The 16,200-nt window shown below is 45.5% G+C and carries 14 protein-coding genes; 7 read left to right on the forward strand and 7 right to left on the reverse strand.

Annotation, left to right across the window (positions count from 1 at the left end):
* The first annotated feature begins 9 nt into the window (after positions 1-9).
* Genes ACO05P_RS14505 through ACO05P_RS14530 form a run of 6 tightly spaced genes read left to right on the forward strand, consistent with a single transcriptional unit; the run spans position 10 to position 5,673 of the window.
* Positions 10-870, forward strand: coding sequence for a UbiA prenyltransferase family protein (locus tag ACO05P_RS14505; protein WP_421751923.1), 861 nt, complete (start codon positions 10-12; stop codon positions 868-870).
* On the forward strand, positions 863-2,029 hold the full coding sequence (locus ACO05P_RS14510; protein ID WP_421751925.1) for a hypothetical protein: 1,167 nt from the start codon (positions 863-865) through the stop codon (positions 2,027-2,029). The genes ACO05P_RS14505 and ACO05P_RS14510 overlap by 8 nt, the downstream gene beginning before the upstream one ends.
* A complete protein-coding gene (locus ACO05P_RS14515; protein WP_421751926.1) occupies positions 2,016-2,645 on the forward strand; it encodes an HAD family hydrolase in 630 nt (209 codons plus the stop codon). The genes ACO05P_RS14510 and ACO05P_RS14515 overlap by 14 nt, the downstream gene beginning before the upstream one ends.
* A gap of 33 nt (positions 2,646-2,678) precedes the next feature.
* Entirely contained in the window at positions 2,679-4,013 is a 1,335-nt protein-coding gene (locus ACO05P_RS14520; protein ID WP_421751928.1) for a sugar porter family MFS transporter, read from the forward strand.
* A gap of 9 nt (positions 4,014-4,022) precedes the next feature.
* A complete protein-coding gene (locus ACO05P_RS14525; RefSeq protein WP_421751929.1) occupies positions 4,023-4,904 on the forward strand; it encodes a PfkB family carbohydrate kinase in 882 nt (293 codons plus the stop codon).
* Between the two features lie 46 nt (positions 4,905-4,950).
* On the forward strand, positions 4,951-5,673 hold the full coding sequence (locus ACO05P_RS14530; protein ID WP_421751931.1) for a hypothetical protein: 723 nt from the start codon (positions 4,951-4,953) through the stop codon (positions 5,671-5,673).
* Here the strand turns inward: ACO05P_RS14530 and ACO05P_RS14535 are convergent.
* Genes ACO05P_RS14535 through ACO05P_RS14545 form a run of 3 tightly spaced genes read right to left on the reverse strand, consistent with a single transcriptional unit; the run spans position 5,650 to position 8,453 of the window.
* Complete coding sequence (locus ACO05P_RS14535; RefSeq protein WP_421751933.1) at positions 5,650-6,276, reverse strand: GyrI-like domain-containing protein; 627 nt, start codon at positions 6,274-6,276, stop codon at positions 5,650-5,652. The two genes, ACO05P_RS14530 and ACO05P_RS14535, sit on opposite strands and share 24 nt — an antisense overlap.
* 10 nt (positions 6,277-6,286) lie before the next feature.
* Positions 6,287-6,655: a YrdB family protein gene (locus ACO05P_RS14540; protein WP_421751934.1), complete on the reverse strand. Its 369-nt coding sequence runs from the start codon at positions 6,653-6,655 to the stop codon at positions 6,287-6,289.
* Entirely contained in the window at positions 6,636-8,453 is a 1,818-nt protein-coding gene (locus tag ACO05P_RS14545; protein WP_421751936.1) for a hypothetical protein, read from the reverse strand. The genes ACO05P_RS14540 and ACO05P_RS14545 overlap by 20 nt, the downstream gene beginning before the upstream one ends.
* 322 nt (positions 8,454-8,775) lie before the next feature.
* Between ACO05P_RS14545 and ACO05P_RS14550 the strand changes: the two genes are divergently transcribed.
* Complete coding sequence (locus tag ACO05P_RS14550) at positions 8,776-9,486, forward strand: hypothetical protein (RefSeq protein WP_421751938.1); 711 nt, start codon at positions 8,776-8,778, stop codon at positions 9,484-9,486.
* 17 nt (positions 9,487-9,503) lie between these two features.
* Here the strand turns inward: ACO05P_RS14550 and ACO05P_RS14555 are convergent, their stop codons facing one another.
* The 4 genes from ACO05P_RS14555 to ACO05P_RS14570 all read right to left on the reverse strand — a co-directional run bounded on the left by ACO05P_RS14555 (position 9,504) and on the right by ACO05P_RS14570 (position 16,157).
* A complete protein-coding gene (locus ACO05P_RS14555) occupies positions 9,504-9,971 on the reverse strand; it encodes a DinB family protein (protein ID WP_421751940.1) in 468 nt (155 codons plus the stop codon).
* A gap of 258 nt (positions 9,972-10,229) precedes the next feature.
* Positions 10,230-10,502 (reverse strand): hypothetical protein, encoded by a 273-nt coding sequence (locus ACO05P_RS14560; RefSeq protein ID WP_421751941.1) that lies wholly within the window; start codon positions 10,500-10,502, stop codon positions 10,230-10,232.
* 71 nt (positions 10,503-10,573) lie between these two features.
* The gene (locus ACO05P_RS14565; protein WP_421751943.1) at positions 10,574-11,788 is read right to left on the reverse strand and encodes an efflux RND transporter periplasmic adaptor subunit; all 1,215 of its coding nucleotides are present in this window, start codon (positions 11,786-11,788) and stop codon (positions 10,574-10,576) included.
* Positions 11,789-11,798: 10 nt separating this feature from the next.
* The gene (locus ACO05P_RS14570; RefSeq protein ID WP_421751945.1) at positions 11,799-16,157 is read right to left on the reverse strand and encodes a CusA/CzcA family heavy metal efflux RND transporter; all 4,359 of its coding nucleotides are present in this window, start codon (positions 16,155-16,157) and stop codon (positions 11,799-11,801) included.
* Positions 16,158-16,200: the final 43 nt, after the last annotated feature.

A 16,200-nucleotide genomic window follows, 5' to 3' on the forward strand; every position in this document is an offset into this window, starting at 1 on the left:
AAGCCAACCATGACCTACCTCAAGCTCTTACGGGTAAATAACTACCTGAAGAACTTTTATATTTTTATGCCGGCCTTTTTCTCGGGCCGCATTCTCGAAGCTCCCATTGCCCTTAATAGCCTGGGGGCCTTTCTTCTTTTTTCGGCTATGGCCAGCGCCATCTATATCTTTAATGATAGCATGGATGTAAAGGAGGACCGCAAGCATCCGGAAAAGAAAAACCGACCCATTGCCTCAGGAGCCGTTTCTCTACCCTTGGCCTACACTTTGGCCATTATTTTGGCCCTGCTTAGTTTAGGTATATCCGCCTGGTTCAGCCTAAATCTCTTTTATGTTTTACTGATTTATCTGGGTCTTAATATTGCCTATTCCATTCGTTTAAAGCATATCGCAATTTTGGATATCAGCATTGTGAGTTTGGGATTTATCCTTCGCCTCGAAGCCGGGCATGCCGTAACCGGCATCGAACTCTCCAAGTGGCTTATCATGATGGTTTTCCTGCTCTCCATGTTTCAGGCTATGGCCAAGCGTCTTGATGATATTAGCATTGCTGAGGACCAGGGTGTAGTTTCCCGAAAAAGTATTGGCGGCTATAATGCTGATTTCCTTAAAATCGCCCTCTCCATCTTCAGCGCCGTATTATTGGTTTGCTATATCATTTACATTACCAACCCCTGGTCGGTTAGTCGCCTTGGCGATCAATCCTATTATACCCTCTTTCCGGTATTACTAGGAGTTTTACGCTATTTGCAATTACTCTATGTGCACAAGCGCTCTTACAATCCAGTGAAAATCCTTTTGCAGGATCGCTTTTTACAAGTCATCTTTTTGCTCTGGATAGGAGCCTTTGCTTTCCTGATCTATGTTTAAACAGGCCGAACATCCGCCCTATTTACAAGGCATTTATTACCTGCTTTTTGTTCTTTTAGGCTTTCGCCTGATGCGAACCTTACTGGCACCCTGGCTGGGAGCAGATTTGGCCTTCGCTTTTCGTTCTGATAATTTTTTCAGCTTTAGTGGAGGTCAAGTTCGTCGTGGTTTAATTGGCGAAGTACTCCTCAGCTTGCAAAAGCTTGGCCTGCCCTCCGTACTTATTTATAGCCTCCTTTTAATCGTACTCTTCAGCTTTATTTACCTCTGGGTATTTCCACGTTTGCTTCGACCCTTTCGACCCTTGGAAATCATCTTGATATTAGTGAGTGGCTTTTTCTTAATGCCTTCGGTAGATCGGGAATTGCTGATGATTTTACCGGCCCTGTATTTCTTTTTGCGTCGTAAACAGGATTGGGGCTTTTATGGCTTAATAGCGCTCAGTGCCTTCATTCACGAATTATCCCTTTTGCTTTACTTCCCCTTTATTTGGTCCTTATTTAGGGAGCTGCTCCAAAGCAAAAAATGGACACATTTAGTTCCGCTTTCAGCCATTGCTATCAGCTATGCCTCCGTGATCCTTATTAAAGGTTCCATGAGCCTGGATCCCGAACTTAATTATTGGCCGCAATTTGGGATTAGCGGCTTGGAAGATCGTTTCCTGTATACCTTTGCGGGTAAGGGCATAGTGGCCACTTTGAAATTGCATGCCTCCGTATTTTTAGGCGATCCCCAAGCTTGGATGGCCCTGCCGGGGATGATCAGCTATTTTGTGATCCTGTTACTATTATTGCGGCGCTTCGGCGCAAGCCCAATGGTAATTTGCTATTATCTGGCCATTAACCTCATGCTTTTTGTGCTCACCATCGACTATGGTCGCTATTACTATTTTCTCTTCCTCTTCTACCTCTTACTCACGCAAAGCGGTATGTTGGTTTCCGCCGAAAAAGCCTTGCAATCTTTCCGATTCTTAATGCCAGCTTTTGTAGGCAAAATCTTAAGCTTTCCCTTTTCGCATCGGGCCTTTAGCATTGCGCTGCTCATTTTTGCTTTGGCACCTTTTGGGTACTGGATTGGAGATACTTTGGCGCAGCCTGCTCTCTGGCAGGAATTGGAGCAATTAATAGATTTCAAACTACCCAAGTATGCCGGAGAATAAAGCCAGGACTTTAGTATTGCTCGACTTCGATGGCACTCTGTTGGAAGGCGACATCTTTGCGGCTTTCCTTAAGCGGCGGCTGAAATCGCTCCGTATGAAAATTCGGGCATTAAGGGCAGTGCCATTTCTATTGGCTTATAAGCTGGGGCTAATGTCTAATAGCAGTTCGAAAGAATCGGTTTTTAAAGTATTGTTTAAAGGAGAGTCGGAAAGTCATTTCATGAGCGAGGCAGCCGCCTTTTGGCAAAAGCGCGGTACTCAATTGAATCCTTTAATTCAGTCTAAAATTGAAGCGTACAAAAAGGGGGGTGCGGAGCTCTGTATCGTATCCGCCAACTTCAGTTTATTGCTGGAGGCCTTTTGTGAGTTGCAGCCAGACTTTAAGCAAATCAGCACTTTAGTAGCCATCCAAAATGGAAAGATCACCGGTGCCTTTGATAGTCCCAATTGCCATGGCCCGGAAAAAGTGAAGCGGATTGAGGCAATTTATGGCCCAGTGCGCGATCAATATCAAAGCGTGCATGCCTATGGCGACACCCAGGGCGATATTCCTATGTTGCAATGGGCGGATGAGGGCTATCTCCTCCAAAATGGCGCATGGCATAAAATTGATTAGCTTCAACCGGTCAAATCCTCAAGCCTATTTTAAGTGGATAAAAGATTTACTGTAATTGCCTCCTTAACCGTTGCTTTGGCCGGTTTCCTTTTTGGTTTCGATACCGTTGTAATTTCCGGTGCCAATGAACCGATTAAAGCCTTATGGAATACCAGTTCCTGGTTTCATGGTTTCTTTATTATGAGCATGGCCCTTTGGGGTACGGTGATTGGCGCCTTTTTTGGCGGAATTCCTACCGATCGTTATGGTCGTAAAAAGGTTTTAATCTGGATTGGGGTGCTTTATTTTCTCTCCGCTTTGGGCTCGGCCCTGGCACCCGACCCTTATAGCTTTAGTTTTTTCCGCTTTATTGGTGGCCTGGGAGTGGGGGCCTCTTCAGTAGCAGCACCAGCTTATTTATCCGAAATCAGCTCGGCTCAAAACCGAGGCAAATTGGTGGCCCTCTATCAGTTCAATTTGGTTTTAGGAATCTTATTGGCTTTCATTTCCAACTATTCGCTTAAGGGTTTTGGCGGGGCAGACGATTGGCGCTATATGCTGGGCGTTGAGGCCATTCCGGCTCTCTTGTACTTAATTTTGGTATTGCGGGTTCCGCGCTCACCACGTTGGTTATTGCTGCAAGGTCGGGTAGAAGAAGCGCGGAGTATTTTAGCCCAAATGTTGCCCAGTGCAGAGGCCGTTCAACAAACTCTGCAGACTATTCAAAAACATATTGCAATCGAAGGGGGTAAGTCGGAAGGGCTCTTCCAAAAGAAGTTTAGCCGACCGATATTTTTAGCCTTTTGTATTGCTTTTTTTAATCAGCTTTCAGGAATCAATTTTGTGCTCTACTATGCCCCGGTAATTCTGGAAAAATCGGGTTTTGCTGCCAGTGATTCGCTCTTGAGTTCGGTGTCTATTGGGGCTGTGAACCTTATCTTTACCATGGTAGGCTTAAGCCTTATTGATCGCTTGGGCCGACGTACCCTCATGTATCTGGGTTCCTTCGCCTATATCATTGGCTTGGGAATGATATCCTATGCTTTTTATACCGATGCCGCTCCTATGTTTAGCCTGATATTCATTTTGGTGTTTATTACTGGTCATGCTATTGGTCAAGGGGCAGTAATTTGGGTTTTCATATCCGAGATTTTCCCCAATTCGGTGCGAGGGAAAGGGCAGGCTTTCGGATCCAGTGTGCATTGGGTATTGGCAGCGCTCATTACCCTTTTGGGTGAGGTGGTGATCGAATCGGTTCCCGCCTGGACCATCTTCGCCTTCTTTGCTGCTTTTATGGTGCTGCAATTGGCTTTCACTCATTTTATTATGCCCGAAACCAAAGGCAAATCTTTGGAGTCGGTTGAAGATGAGGTAGCTTTAGAGCTTTAGCTTCGGCTTATGAAGGTGTTGAGCTTTGGCGAAATTGTATTCGATCAGATTGGCGATTCTGCTCATTTGGGAGGCGCGCCTTTAAATTTTGCTGCGCACGCTCAGGCCTTGGGAGCGGAATCTTTTATGCTCTCTGCTTTAGGTACTGATGATCTGGCCACCAAGACATTGCATCAATTACAAGCCTGGGGCATAAACACTTCCAAGGTTCAGCAATTTGATCAATATGAAAGCGGCAAAGTATTGATAGAGCTACAAGCTGGGCACACGAGCTATGAGATACTGAGTCCCGCGGCCTATGATTTTATTCCTTTTGATGCCCAATGGGCTGAGGAGCACCGATCAGATTTCGAGCTTTTTTATTTCGGGACCCTCGCTCAAAGAAATGCTCAGAGTAAGAAGGCCTTGTTTGATTATCTGGAGCATATGCAGTTTAATGAAGTTTTTTTCGACTGTAATCTGCGTCAGTCTTTTTACAGTAAGGAGATTCTGCAAAAATCCTTGCAGGCAGCAAGTTTGTTTAAGCTCAATGATGAGGAATTAAAGGTCCTAAGCCTCTTGCTTTACAATCGAGAGCAGAGCGAGCAGGACTTTTGTAGGGCCCTAATTCAGGATTATGATTTAATGGCGGTAATTCTTACTGCTGGTGCCCGGGGAGCCTATGTGGCTCAGGTTTCGGAATGGTTTTTTGCTCCGGCCACATCGGTGGAAGTACAGGATACCGTAGGAGCAGGTGATGCCTTTAGTGCCGCCTTTTGCAGTAATTTCTTAAATGGGAAAGATGCGCTTAGCTCGCTTAAGGCGGCCAATCGATTAGGAGCTTTTGTGGCTTCCAAAAGAGCAGCGGTTCCTGAAATACCCAGTGATCTGAAAGCAGAAATTTTAGGCTAGCATTCAACATAATTTAGGAATTGACGTTTTCGCTAAAAATTGAGCGATGAAGCGATTAACATTCCTAAGCCTTGTTCTCCTTTCGGCCTTGAGCCTTAAAGCTCAAGAAGACAGCACGGAAGCAAACATGCATCTATATGTGCAGGCTGGTGGCGCCTTGGCTTATACGCCCCTTAGTAATTTGAATGACTTTCTCAACTTCAAAACCAGCTTGCGGGCGGCTAATCCCAGTACCATGTTGGGCTTTAGTTTTAGAAGTGATAGATTGGAGAGCACCGCTTTATTTCATCGCTATGTAACGGCTGAGTCGGATGGGGAAAGCATTAATATCAGTCAGGCTACTGTGCGAATGGCAGTGCCTATCGATATTGGGAAAAGATTGCAATGGGTGCCTGGTGTCGACTTACAAATCCTTACCGGTCGTTATGAGCAGCTCACCGCAGATTTCTCGCAACTGGATCCCTTGCCCATTGGGAATGTGAGTCAATGGAATTTTGAGCAGATGGGCTTGGCCCTCAATAATGAGTTGCGTTGGATTTTTGAGGATTACCATTTTGCCATGGCTCCCGATGAAATCTTTATGGAGGCTAATGTAGGCTTGCCAGTTGGACCGGGCTTTTTCGAATACCGCAATCGCCATTCTTATACCAATACCCGCACTCCTTTATTCCCTTATAACTGGCATATCTTGATTGGTCTCCGTTATAAAATGAAGAGCTTTTCACTGAAAAAGGAGACCGAAAAATCAGGCCTCGAGCCAAAAGCGTAAAACGGTTTTAAGTTTGGCGGGTTCTACCTTACGGGTATCGCTGAGGTAGATTTCTCGGTGAATTTTACTGGCGCGCTTTAATCCTTGCTCTTCGGCGAAAGCCTCCATTTGCTCAAAGCTGGCCGGCTCATCATCGTAGGGTCCGAGGTGCAGCATTTGAATGCAGTCGCCATCTTCGATACTTTCAAATTTCACTTGCTCCAAAAGGGGATTGGGCTTTTCTTTTTTAAGCCATTCAATTACTTCCAAAGCATAGTCTTTAGTAACGAAACCTGGCTGGCGAATCATCAGTCGATAAACTAAATCATCTTTGTCAAAGCTGCCATCGTAATTGGCGCGACCTTTTTCATTCAAATCCCAAATCCCTTCGAGGGGATAAACAGTATAATCTTGATAGCCTTGGGGAGCGCGATTTTTCTTGGGGCTCATCCGAATGGCATAGGAGAGGGCATAAAGTTGGCCTACCACTTCGGCGAAAGCCTCCGAATTGGGATTACCCGCCCCATTTATCACATAAAAATTGAAGGCGGGAATTTGCACCCGTTCGGGTTTGTTTTTCGGAAGATAAATTGCTTTTTCCTGCTTACGCCATTCCTGTTTCATAGTCTTGGTTTTATTGTTTCCATAACCAACGCAGTCGGTCGAGGTAAAGTAAGTGATGCAGTACTAAAAGGGCGGCCATTGCTAAGGCAATTTTATTCTGACCGGATTTATAAAAGGCCCAAAGTCCGAAGCCAAATACAGCTAGCTCCAGTGCAAGGCGAAGTTTGCCAGAAATGGGAATGGGCGCATTACCGGATCGACTCGGGTCGCCAGGCACGGCGAATGTGCCCCAGAGGCTCATCATGAGCAAAGGCAAGCCTATGCCGGTTAAATATTGTAACCAACCTTCATAGCTCTGCCAGCCCCAATAGCCAACACCCACTAGAGCGCCTATTTCCAGGAAAAAACGCAGGGCCAGATTAAATTCCTTTAGCTTCATCAAATTTGCGATCGAAGTTAAATTGATAATAGGAGATAGCTCCGTAATCTTCAAAATAAGGTAGGCCATCTAGCATTACCGCTGGCACCTTAATTTTTTGGCTTTCGGAGTAGATATAGCGATCCTTTTTCACTAAGATTTTAATGCGCGCATTTACCAGATAATTTCCACTGGCAATGGTGGTTTTAAGGCGAAGACCTTCCATGGGTGCCAAGCTGAGTAGATGGCTTGGGTCCTGGTAGTTTTCGGCCTCAAATCGACTTATAGTACGCCACTTTCCGGGACTTAGTTCATATTGTAGCCAAGCTTCCACCTGATCGCCATAACCAATAATAGAGGCGCTGTCTTTTTGGGTGTTTACCAATTCGATTGTAAGCTTTTGATCTTGAGCTTCGAATTTCACTTGCAGTCGATTGCGAGCCAAAGAGCCTCTGCGATTCAATTTAAAACGACTATCAGCCTTAAGTTCCAAATTGGGAGAGAATATATCCGGCAATGTTAGCGGGTAGAATTCCGGGGCGGCCTCAAAGGCAAATTCCTGCCCTTCTTTATTGAGCCATAAAATTTGCTCTTCTTTAAGCATTAGGTGTTCTTCGGCCAGTTCTGGGTTGCGGCCAATAAGAGGAGAGCTAATCCAAAGATTAGGATAGATTTCAGGCGGGAAGCGATATTGCTCTTCACTGATTTTGCCTTTTTCGATATGGTGATAGGCCCATTTTTTGGCTTTGAAGGGCTCATTGCTATTAGAGCCAAAAATGCGGCCATCGGCTAATCCATAAGGATGTACAAAACGCCAGGGTAAAAGCATTAAGCTGTCTTGGCGCTTATCGTAGCGAAACCAATCCATTTGGATGCGCACAATAAGATAATGGCGATCATCGGAGGCTAATGCCTCATCAAAAAGATAACGCCCTTCCAAATTCCGGTCGTCACCATCATAGCATAGCCATTTATCGGTACCTCTTAATTGGGCTACCCCTTCATCCGCGAAAGCTTCACTGAGATAAACCGCAGGGCCAAAGCTGTTCTTTTGACCGCGAAAGAGGCAAGAGCTGGCGTCAATCAATGGAAAAGAACTGAGCTCATTTTCATATTGCTTCTTAAGCTGGCCAAGAGTATCGGCAAAGAAGTAATGGTTCCAAACCATTTGGGGACCGCGGTAATAGGCACGTGCTTTTTGGTTTTCTACCAATAATTGACCTTTGTTATTGTAGAGATTATAGAGTCCGTTTTTTTGAATGATGATGTGCCCCTGCTGATTGAAAGCCAAACTGTCTACCTCTTCAAAGCTTTGCAAGAAAGAGATCTGACCGCTGCGCGAATGGTATTGTTTAACCTGGGCAAGCTCTTTGTTCCATTCGAGGATGCCGATTTTTTCACCTACAAATAGAGGGTTTTGAGTGCTGAGCAGGGTATCTCCCTTGCGGTTGATCAAGTGATTTTTATTGGCGGAAATGAGCAATACTTCATCAAAGACCTCCGGGGCTTTGGGCCAATCTATTTCGCCAATGATCAATCCCAAATCACTTAAATAACGATAGTGATTATCGCTTTTAATGAGGGCAAAATGATTTTTAAAGGGATAGGCAATAGCGTAGCTCTTATCAAAACTGGGCTTGTAGTTAAAGCTGTTGAGGTAGAAGAATTCTCCCTGATCATAAGCTAACCAAAACTCGCCACTGCGAGGATGAATGTATTCGTAAGGACGATCGCTGAGGGTGTCGCCATCTTCATCCAAAAGGTGATAGCCATCCATTCCACGCACCGGAACTTGGGCCTGGGCAATCGAGCAAAGCAAAAGGAGACAAATAAATCGGAAAACCTGTGACATACCAAAAGGCAGCAGGAGGGGGTCGGTGATCGTGGGGCAAGGTGCTAATTTTGTGCCAGATTTGGAAATTGATAGTTTAATATTCGCATTCAATGAAAAGCAACCAAATTGAGGACTCCTTATCAATAAAGTGGCCTTTGATTAATTCATTTCAACCCTTTTGCTTTCTGCGACTGATGGTCAATGCTAAAAGGGAAAAGAAAAAGGACTCTGATTATTCTAAATATTGCCCACGAGAAGAGGCTCCTTTGTGGATTATGCTCGAACGCTTTTAAATCTTAAGCCTAGTATGAAATTATCAATTCAGTTTACGGTATTAATGCTCCTTTCTCTTCAGCTGTGTAGCCGGGATATTCAGGAATGTGGTTTTAGGCCAGGCTTGAAAATAGATGATCAACTGATAAGTTTAAAGGACTCCATTGCAGGATCAGACACCTTACTTCTTTACCGTCATTGGCCTTCTATGAATGGGCAGAATGGTTATGGTAAAGCGATTCTAATTAGAGAGGGAAAGGTTTACCGCAAAAGATTTGACTTCATCAATGAATCGCTTGATATAGAAGCTTCGGAATGGGAGTTGGCACCGGAGGCGCAGCCCGTTATTCAGCAAATAAATAAAGTTGCTGCCAAGAAAGATTCATTCTATCAAGATCCTACCTATAGTATTAGCCATGATGGAATGCAGGTACTGGAGGTGTACGCTGGAAAGAAATTGTATTATTCGTATTGTGATTTCGATTCATGGCTTGCTGCTAACCCTACAAATAATCAGATGGCAGTTTTGAAGACTTTACAGGATTCTGGGAGATCTTTTAGCATCAGTTATAGCTATCAAGTCCATCAATGGCTGTCTGGAAAGTCAGTACCGAATTTTGATCCAAATCTTTACATAAGTGATGCGGATACGAACAAGTATATTTTCATTTATACACATCATAAGTTCCTTTGGTTCAGAGATAAGTATCAATGGAATGGCAAAGCTTGGGAGAAGCTAGATTGATCTTTTAGAAAGAATGTTTAATCCCAAATATTCGGCCTGGGAACCTCCATCAAGCGCAGATAAGTAAGGAATTGCCCGGCATGTACCGATTCATGGTAGGCGGTACGCAAGAGGTAATCGCCTAGTATTTTGGCTTCTGGAACACCAGGATGATAAACTAGGCTTTCACTTAATTCTGGATCGCTATAATGACTAATCTGATCCAAAAAAGCCTGACGATGTTCTCGGGCTATTTCCAGTTCCTGGTCTAAGGACTCAATGGCCAGATCAGCCCAAGGGCTTTGGTATCCCCGCATATCTGCTCCTCTTATTATTTGCATCCAACCGTGATCGGCAGCCAATACATGGCGAATCATTTCGGCCGCGCTTTGCGCCTTGGGATCGGGGCGCCAATGAAATTGAGAAGGGGGTAAACTGCGCCAGAGCATTAAACTGCGCCGACGCGTATTTTCTAAATGTTTGAGGATGAATTTGGCTTGCGACATTTTAAGGTTTTTTGATTTGTTGAAGGACTTTTATGATTCGTTTCGGCCTTCCAAAGAATCACTCCGGCTCTTTAGTAGCTAGGTCTTTGCACTCTATTTTCATGAGTGATTTCAATTCCATCGAGCCTTTCTGTAAATTGGTGAATGCTGAGGTTGATGTGCTCTAACAGCCTCTCCTCAGGCTTCAAGTTGGCGGGGAGTTTCAGTGTAACCTCCTTAATTAGGAGGTTCAGATTTACTCACTCGGCGCCCATTTATTTAAGGACTAAAATCTGAATTGTGCAGTTCCCATTGATCTGATTGGTTTGATGTACTATGCTTGCTGCTTGACCAGTCCTTTTTTGGCTTTGATGTTAAAGCAAAAATCAAGGCCGACCATACCACCGGCAGACACCAGATTAGAATCAAATTTAATCGCAAGCGAGGAGGATCTACCTTGAAATAGATGCTAGCTCTGTGACTGGCGAGACTATTGATGAAAATAATGGACGCAATACTGATGGTTGGAATCAGCCAATTCGGTTCAGGCATTGAGATGTTTTAATAGCCCGAAGATAGGAGATATTGAATGGCCCTCAAATTTGGATTGAGGGCCTTTTCTCTTAATGACTATGTTCCGCTTCGCCTTTCTTTAACTCGGCCATCAGATAATAAGCCTGATTCCAAGCAAAGACCTGGCCTGGAGCGATTTCCTGGAGGGGGATAATTTCTACCCAGCCTTCGCTACGAGCCCCGGTTTTAACGGCAATGGGCTTAAATAGCCACTCCTTTTCATCATGATGTTGATGGGCTTCGGCACTAAAGATGTAGTATTGCTCACCCTCCTGAACTACCGCCTCTTCCGGCAGGGCAAAGCCAATAGCTTCCTCACTTACAATGCGACCTCGAACATAGAGTCCGGGCAAGAGCTTTCCTTCTTTATTTTCGATGGATGCGTGGATATGCACGGCCTTCGGATTTTGCTCAAAGGACTTGCCCACGGAGTAAATTTTGCCCGCCAGGGCAGGAGCGTCCTTGCCTTCCGTGCCTACGCGTAACCACACTTTTTGACGCTGAGCGACCTTATTGATGTCTTTTTCGAAAACCATTAGGTCAGCATGGATATGATCAATATTTACAATTTCAAAGAGCTCTTTTTGGGCTTGCACATATTGGCCGGTTTTGATTTCGACTAATTGGATAAAGCCATTGATGGGGCTTTTCACCGCTACCTTTTCGTAAATCTTGCCTTCTTTTAAGACCTTTAAATCCAAGCCCAATAATTTAACCTGGGCCTCCAAGCCGAGCACCTTGCTTTTTAAGGCAGCATAGTCGGCCTGGGCTTTTTGATACTCCTTGCCCGAGCTTACCTTTTCCTTAAAAAGCTTCTCCTGACGTTCTATCTCAGCTTCTTGAAAACTGAGTTGATGCCAGCTTTGCAGGTAATCGGATTGCAATTGAATTAATGCGGGGTGACTGAGATAAGCCAATACCTGACCTTTCTTTACTTCATCGCCTTCAATTACTTCGATGCTACTCACATTGGCACCAATAATGGAAGTTACCGCCGCTTGATTTTGAGGTGGCACTTCCAATTGGCCATTGGCTTCTACATAGCTTTGAAGTTTTTGTTTTTGCAGGCTGTCGATTTGGAGCTTTAGGGCCCGAAATTGATTTTCATTTAAGCTGATTTCTTCGGCATGCCCTTCGCCGTGATCATGGTGATCGTGTTCATCATGCGTTTCATCATGGCTATGCGAATGGGAACTACTTTGCTGGCAGTTGGTGGCCAGAAGGCTAAACCAGACCAGGCTTATTATGCTGAGATATTTTTTCATGTTCAATATTTTATCGGCCCATTAAGTATTCCAGTTGAATCAGGGCTTGGTTGTAATCATTAAGAGTTTGGAGAAAATTCATTTTTAAATCCAGAGCCTGCTTTAAGCTTTGGAAATATTCTAGGTAACCAATGGCCCCATTGCGGTAACTTTTCTGGCCTTGCTCCAGGATTAAATCCGCTTGAGGGAGTCCTTTTTGGCGGTAGTATTGCAGACTGTTTTGATACTTGCGAATGCCTTCCATTTGCTGGGCATATTCACTTTGTATCCGACTTTGGAAGTAGCGGTTTTCGCTTTGGGCAGATTCCGTTTTGAGTCGGGCTGCCTGGGCTGTACTTCGATAGGAACCAAAAAACAGGGGAATGGATAGTCCAGCTTGAATGCCCGTGAAACGGTCGGTGCCGCCAGCCATAACACCACCCGAGGTAGGGGTGCCAATCATTGATTGGTTGAAATAGCCAATGCTGAACTCTGGTAACCATTGGGCTTGGGACAAGGACTGTTCCGCTTCGATTTGCGCTAATTTTTGATTTTGAAGCTGCAATTCAGGATTAGCCTTTAAGGCCTCCTCCTCTGGCTGGAGAATCAGTTCTCTTTCCTCCAAAGCGCTGGGAGCAAATAGGGTTTCAGTCCCATTATTGAGTAAAAAGCGCAGCTGGTTTTCAATTATGGCGATGTCGGCGCGCTGGTTTCGTAGCTGATTTTGCACTTCCATTAATTGGGTTTCGGCACTGGCTTTTTCCAAATAGCGACTTTCGCCGGTTTGGTAGCGGAGCTCGGCCGCCTGGACCACTCTACTGTAAATTGAATCCTGATAAAGCAGCAGTTTTTCCTCTTCCTTCAAATAGCTGAGTTGGTACCAGCGGCTGCGGATTTCGGCTTTGAGCTGGATTTGATCTCGAAGCCAAGCTCTCTCACTTAGGGCGCTTTCGGCCTTAGCCAGTTTATATTGCCGGGCATAAATAGTGGGAAAGGCAAATGTCTGATTGACGTTTAGAGCCAGGTCAGTTTCCGCACTATTGTACTGACCGTATTGCATAGCCAATTGCGTTTTTGGGATGCTTAAGGCTTTGTGTTCCGCTTCTTCTTTTTCCGCTACTCTAAGCTCGGAGGCTTTCAATCCCTCATTGTTTTTCAGGGCAATCTTGATGGCTTCATCCAAACTTTGCACAGTTGTACTGCTTTCTTGGGCCATTAAAGCAGAAGGGCCCATCGCCGAAATTAAGACCAAAAGCAGGGCTAGCTTTCCCTGAGGTATTTTAATTCGGCTCCGACTTTCGAACCATCGGTATAAGATGGGTAGGATGAAGAGACTCAAAAGGCTGGCCGAGATCATTCCACCAATAACCACGGTGGCCAAAGGTTGCTGTACTTCGGCCCCAGCCGAGCTGGAAATAGCCATCGGCAAGAATCCCAATACATCGGTTAAAGCGGTAAGCATGATGGGACGAATGCGTCTTTTTGCTCCCAGGCGGATGCGATCTTCCAGGCCTAAATCACCTTCAGCCTTGAGCTCATTCCAAGCGCTAATCAGTACCAATCCATTGAGTACTGCCACTCCAAAGAGTACGATAAATCCAACTCCGGCTGAGATGCTAAAGGGCATGCCTCTTAAGGCTAAAGAAAACACACCACCAATGGCCGCCAAAGGAATAGCGATGAAAATCATAAGTGATTGTTTGAGGGATTTTAAGGCAAAGAAGATCAAAAGGAAGATTAGGACTAAGGCCAGAGGTACCACTACTTTTAAGCGTTGACTGGCCCGCTCCAGGTTTTCGAAGGCCCCGCCATAACGGAGGTAATAACCTGAAGGTAGCTCTAATTCGGCATCCAATTTCTCCTGTATTTCTTGCACCAAAGACTGGATGTCGCGACCCCGCACATTAATCCCTACATAGGTTCTGCGTTGAGTATTGTCTCTACTAATCTGCATAGGTCCGCTTTGGTAGCTGATATCGGCTACTTCCTTAATGGGAATTTGGGTGCCTCCGCTCAAAGTGATGTAGAGATTTTTCAAGTCATCAATGCTTTCGCGATGTTGAGCATCAAGTCGAATCATCAGATCGAAGCGTCTTTCTCCTTCGAAGATGACCCCGGCCTTGGCTCCGGCAAATGCCGACTGGATCAATTGATTGAGTTCATCGATATGCAAGCCGTATTGGGCCAGCTTAGCGCGATGGTATTGAACGGTCATTTGAGGCAATCCCTTTGTGGCCTCAACTTTCATATCGGCTACTCCCGGTACGGTAGCGATGATCTGCCCCATTTCCTCCGCTTTTTGAGCCAGGATATCGAGATCCTCCCCAAAGAGCTTTACAGCAATGTCTTCGCGCACCCCGGTAAGTAATTCATTAAAGCGCATTTCGATAGGCTGGGTAAATTCGAAATTAACGCCGGTAATTTCACTGAGTACGGCCTTCATCTTGGCAATGAGTTCCCCTTTGCTATTCGCCGAAACCCATTCGGATTTTGGTTTGAGCAATACAAAGCAATCGCCTACATCCATAGGCATAGGGTCGGTAGGAACATCGGCTACGCCAAAGCGTGACATCACATGCTTAACTTCCGGGAAATTGTTGAGCAATAGACTTTCAATTTTAGTGGAGGTGGCGATGGATTCCTGCAGGGAACTACCCGGTTTTAATATGGCATGAAAGGCGATATCCCCTTCATCCAATTGGGGAATGAATTCGCCACCTATGCGACTGAAACTGAAAATGGCCAGGCCTAATAAGACGATGGCGCTAATCAATATCCCTTTACCGCTTTTTAAGGCACGGGCCAGCGCTGATTCATAAAGGGCTTCCAGTTTTAGAATCAGTCGATCTCCGAAATTGGGGGCTTCTGTTTTAGGGCGACGTAGCAGCCAGGCAGACATCATCGGTACATAAGTTAGGCAGAGAATCATGACCCCGATCATGGCAAAGATGAAGGTGAGAGCCATGGGTTGAAACATCTTGCCCTCTACTCCTTGTAGCGCCAAAATGGGAATGAAAACAATCAGGATGATTAGCTGTCCGAAGAAGGCAGAATTCATCATTTTGCCCGAGGCGCGAATGGCCACTTCATCTCTTTCTTCAGGGCTTAATTTCCCCTTTAGCAATTTGTCGTGAAGGAGGAAAACCGTGCCTTCTACGATAATTACCGCTCCATCTACAATGATCCCAAAGTCGATGGCTCCCAAGCTCATCAAATTGGCCCATACTCCGAAGATGTTCATCATTACAAAGGCGAAGAGCAGGGATAGGGGAATGGTAGAGGCGACAATTAAACCACCGCGGAAATTCCCTAGCAATAGCACTAATACAAAGATTACTATTAAGGCCCCTTCGAGGAGGTTACGACTAATGGTTCCGGTGGTTTGGGCAATGAGGCTACTGCGATCGAGGAAGGGTTCAATGCGTAGGCCTTCGGGCAAGGATTTCTGGATTTGCTCCACTCTGTCTTTTACCGCCTGAATCACCTTATTGGAATTGGCGCCTTTGAGCATTAGGATCATGCCACCTACGGCTTCACCCTGACCATCTTTGGTGAAAGCACCGTAGCGCACCGCTTGCCCGTAGCGCACTTCGGCTACATCTTTAATGCGGATGGGGATGCCGCCTTTATTTTCGACCAGAATGTTTTCCAGGTCCTCCAGGCTGCGGGCCAGGCCTTCGCCGCGTATAAAATTGGCCTTGTGATTTTTCTCAATATAAGCACCGCCGGTATTGGTGTTATTCCTTTGTAAAGCCGAGTATAGCTCAGCAATGCTAAGGCCCATGGCTCGGAGTTCATCCGGATCAACCGCAATTTCGTATTGCTTTATTTGACCTCCGAAGGCATTCACTTCGACTACGCCTGGCACCATGGCCATTTGCCGACGGATAATCCAATCCTGAATACTGCGTAAATCCTTGCTGCTGTATTGATCGCGGTGAGCAGAATCTACTTCCAGGGTGTATTGGTAGATTTCGCCCAATCCGGTGGAGATTGGTCCCATGGTGGGTTTCCCGAAGCCCGCAGGAATTTCTTCGGCTACCTCATTTAGTTTTTCAGCTACCAATTGACGGGGGAGGTAAGTATCCATCTCATCATTAAAAACGATGGTAACCAGAGACAGGCCGAAACGGGAAACGGAGCGTATTTCTTCTACGCCGGGCAAATTGGCCATGGCCAGCTCTACGGGATAGGTCACAAATTGCTCCATATCCTCCGTGGCCAAATTGGGTGATTGGGTAATCACTTGCACCTGATTATTGGTAATGTCGGGAACCGCATCCAGGGGAACCTGGCTCATGCTCCACAGGCCACCCAGCACCAGGGCAATGCTCAGGAGGCCTATAATTAGCTTATTCTTTATCGAAAAGCGAATGATATTTTGAATCATAATTTCTTGTTAGATCCATAGAAAATTCCTCGATCGGGGCCGA

The sequence above is a fragment of the Croceimicrobium sp. genome, from assembly GCF_965228705.1.
In the GTDB taxonomy this organism is placed as follows: Bacteria; Bacteroidota; Bacteroidia; order Flavobacteriales; family Schleiferiaceae; genus Croceimicrobium.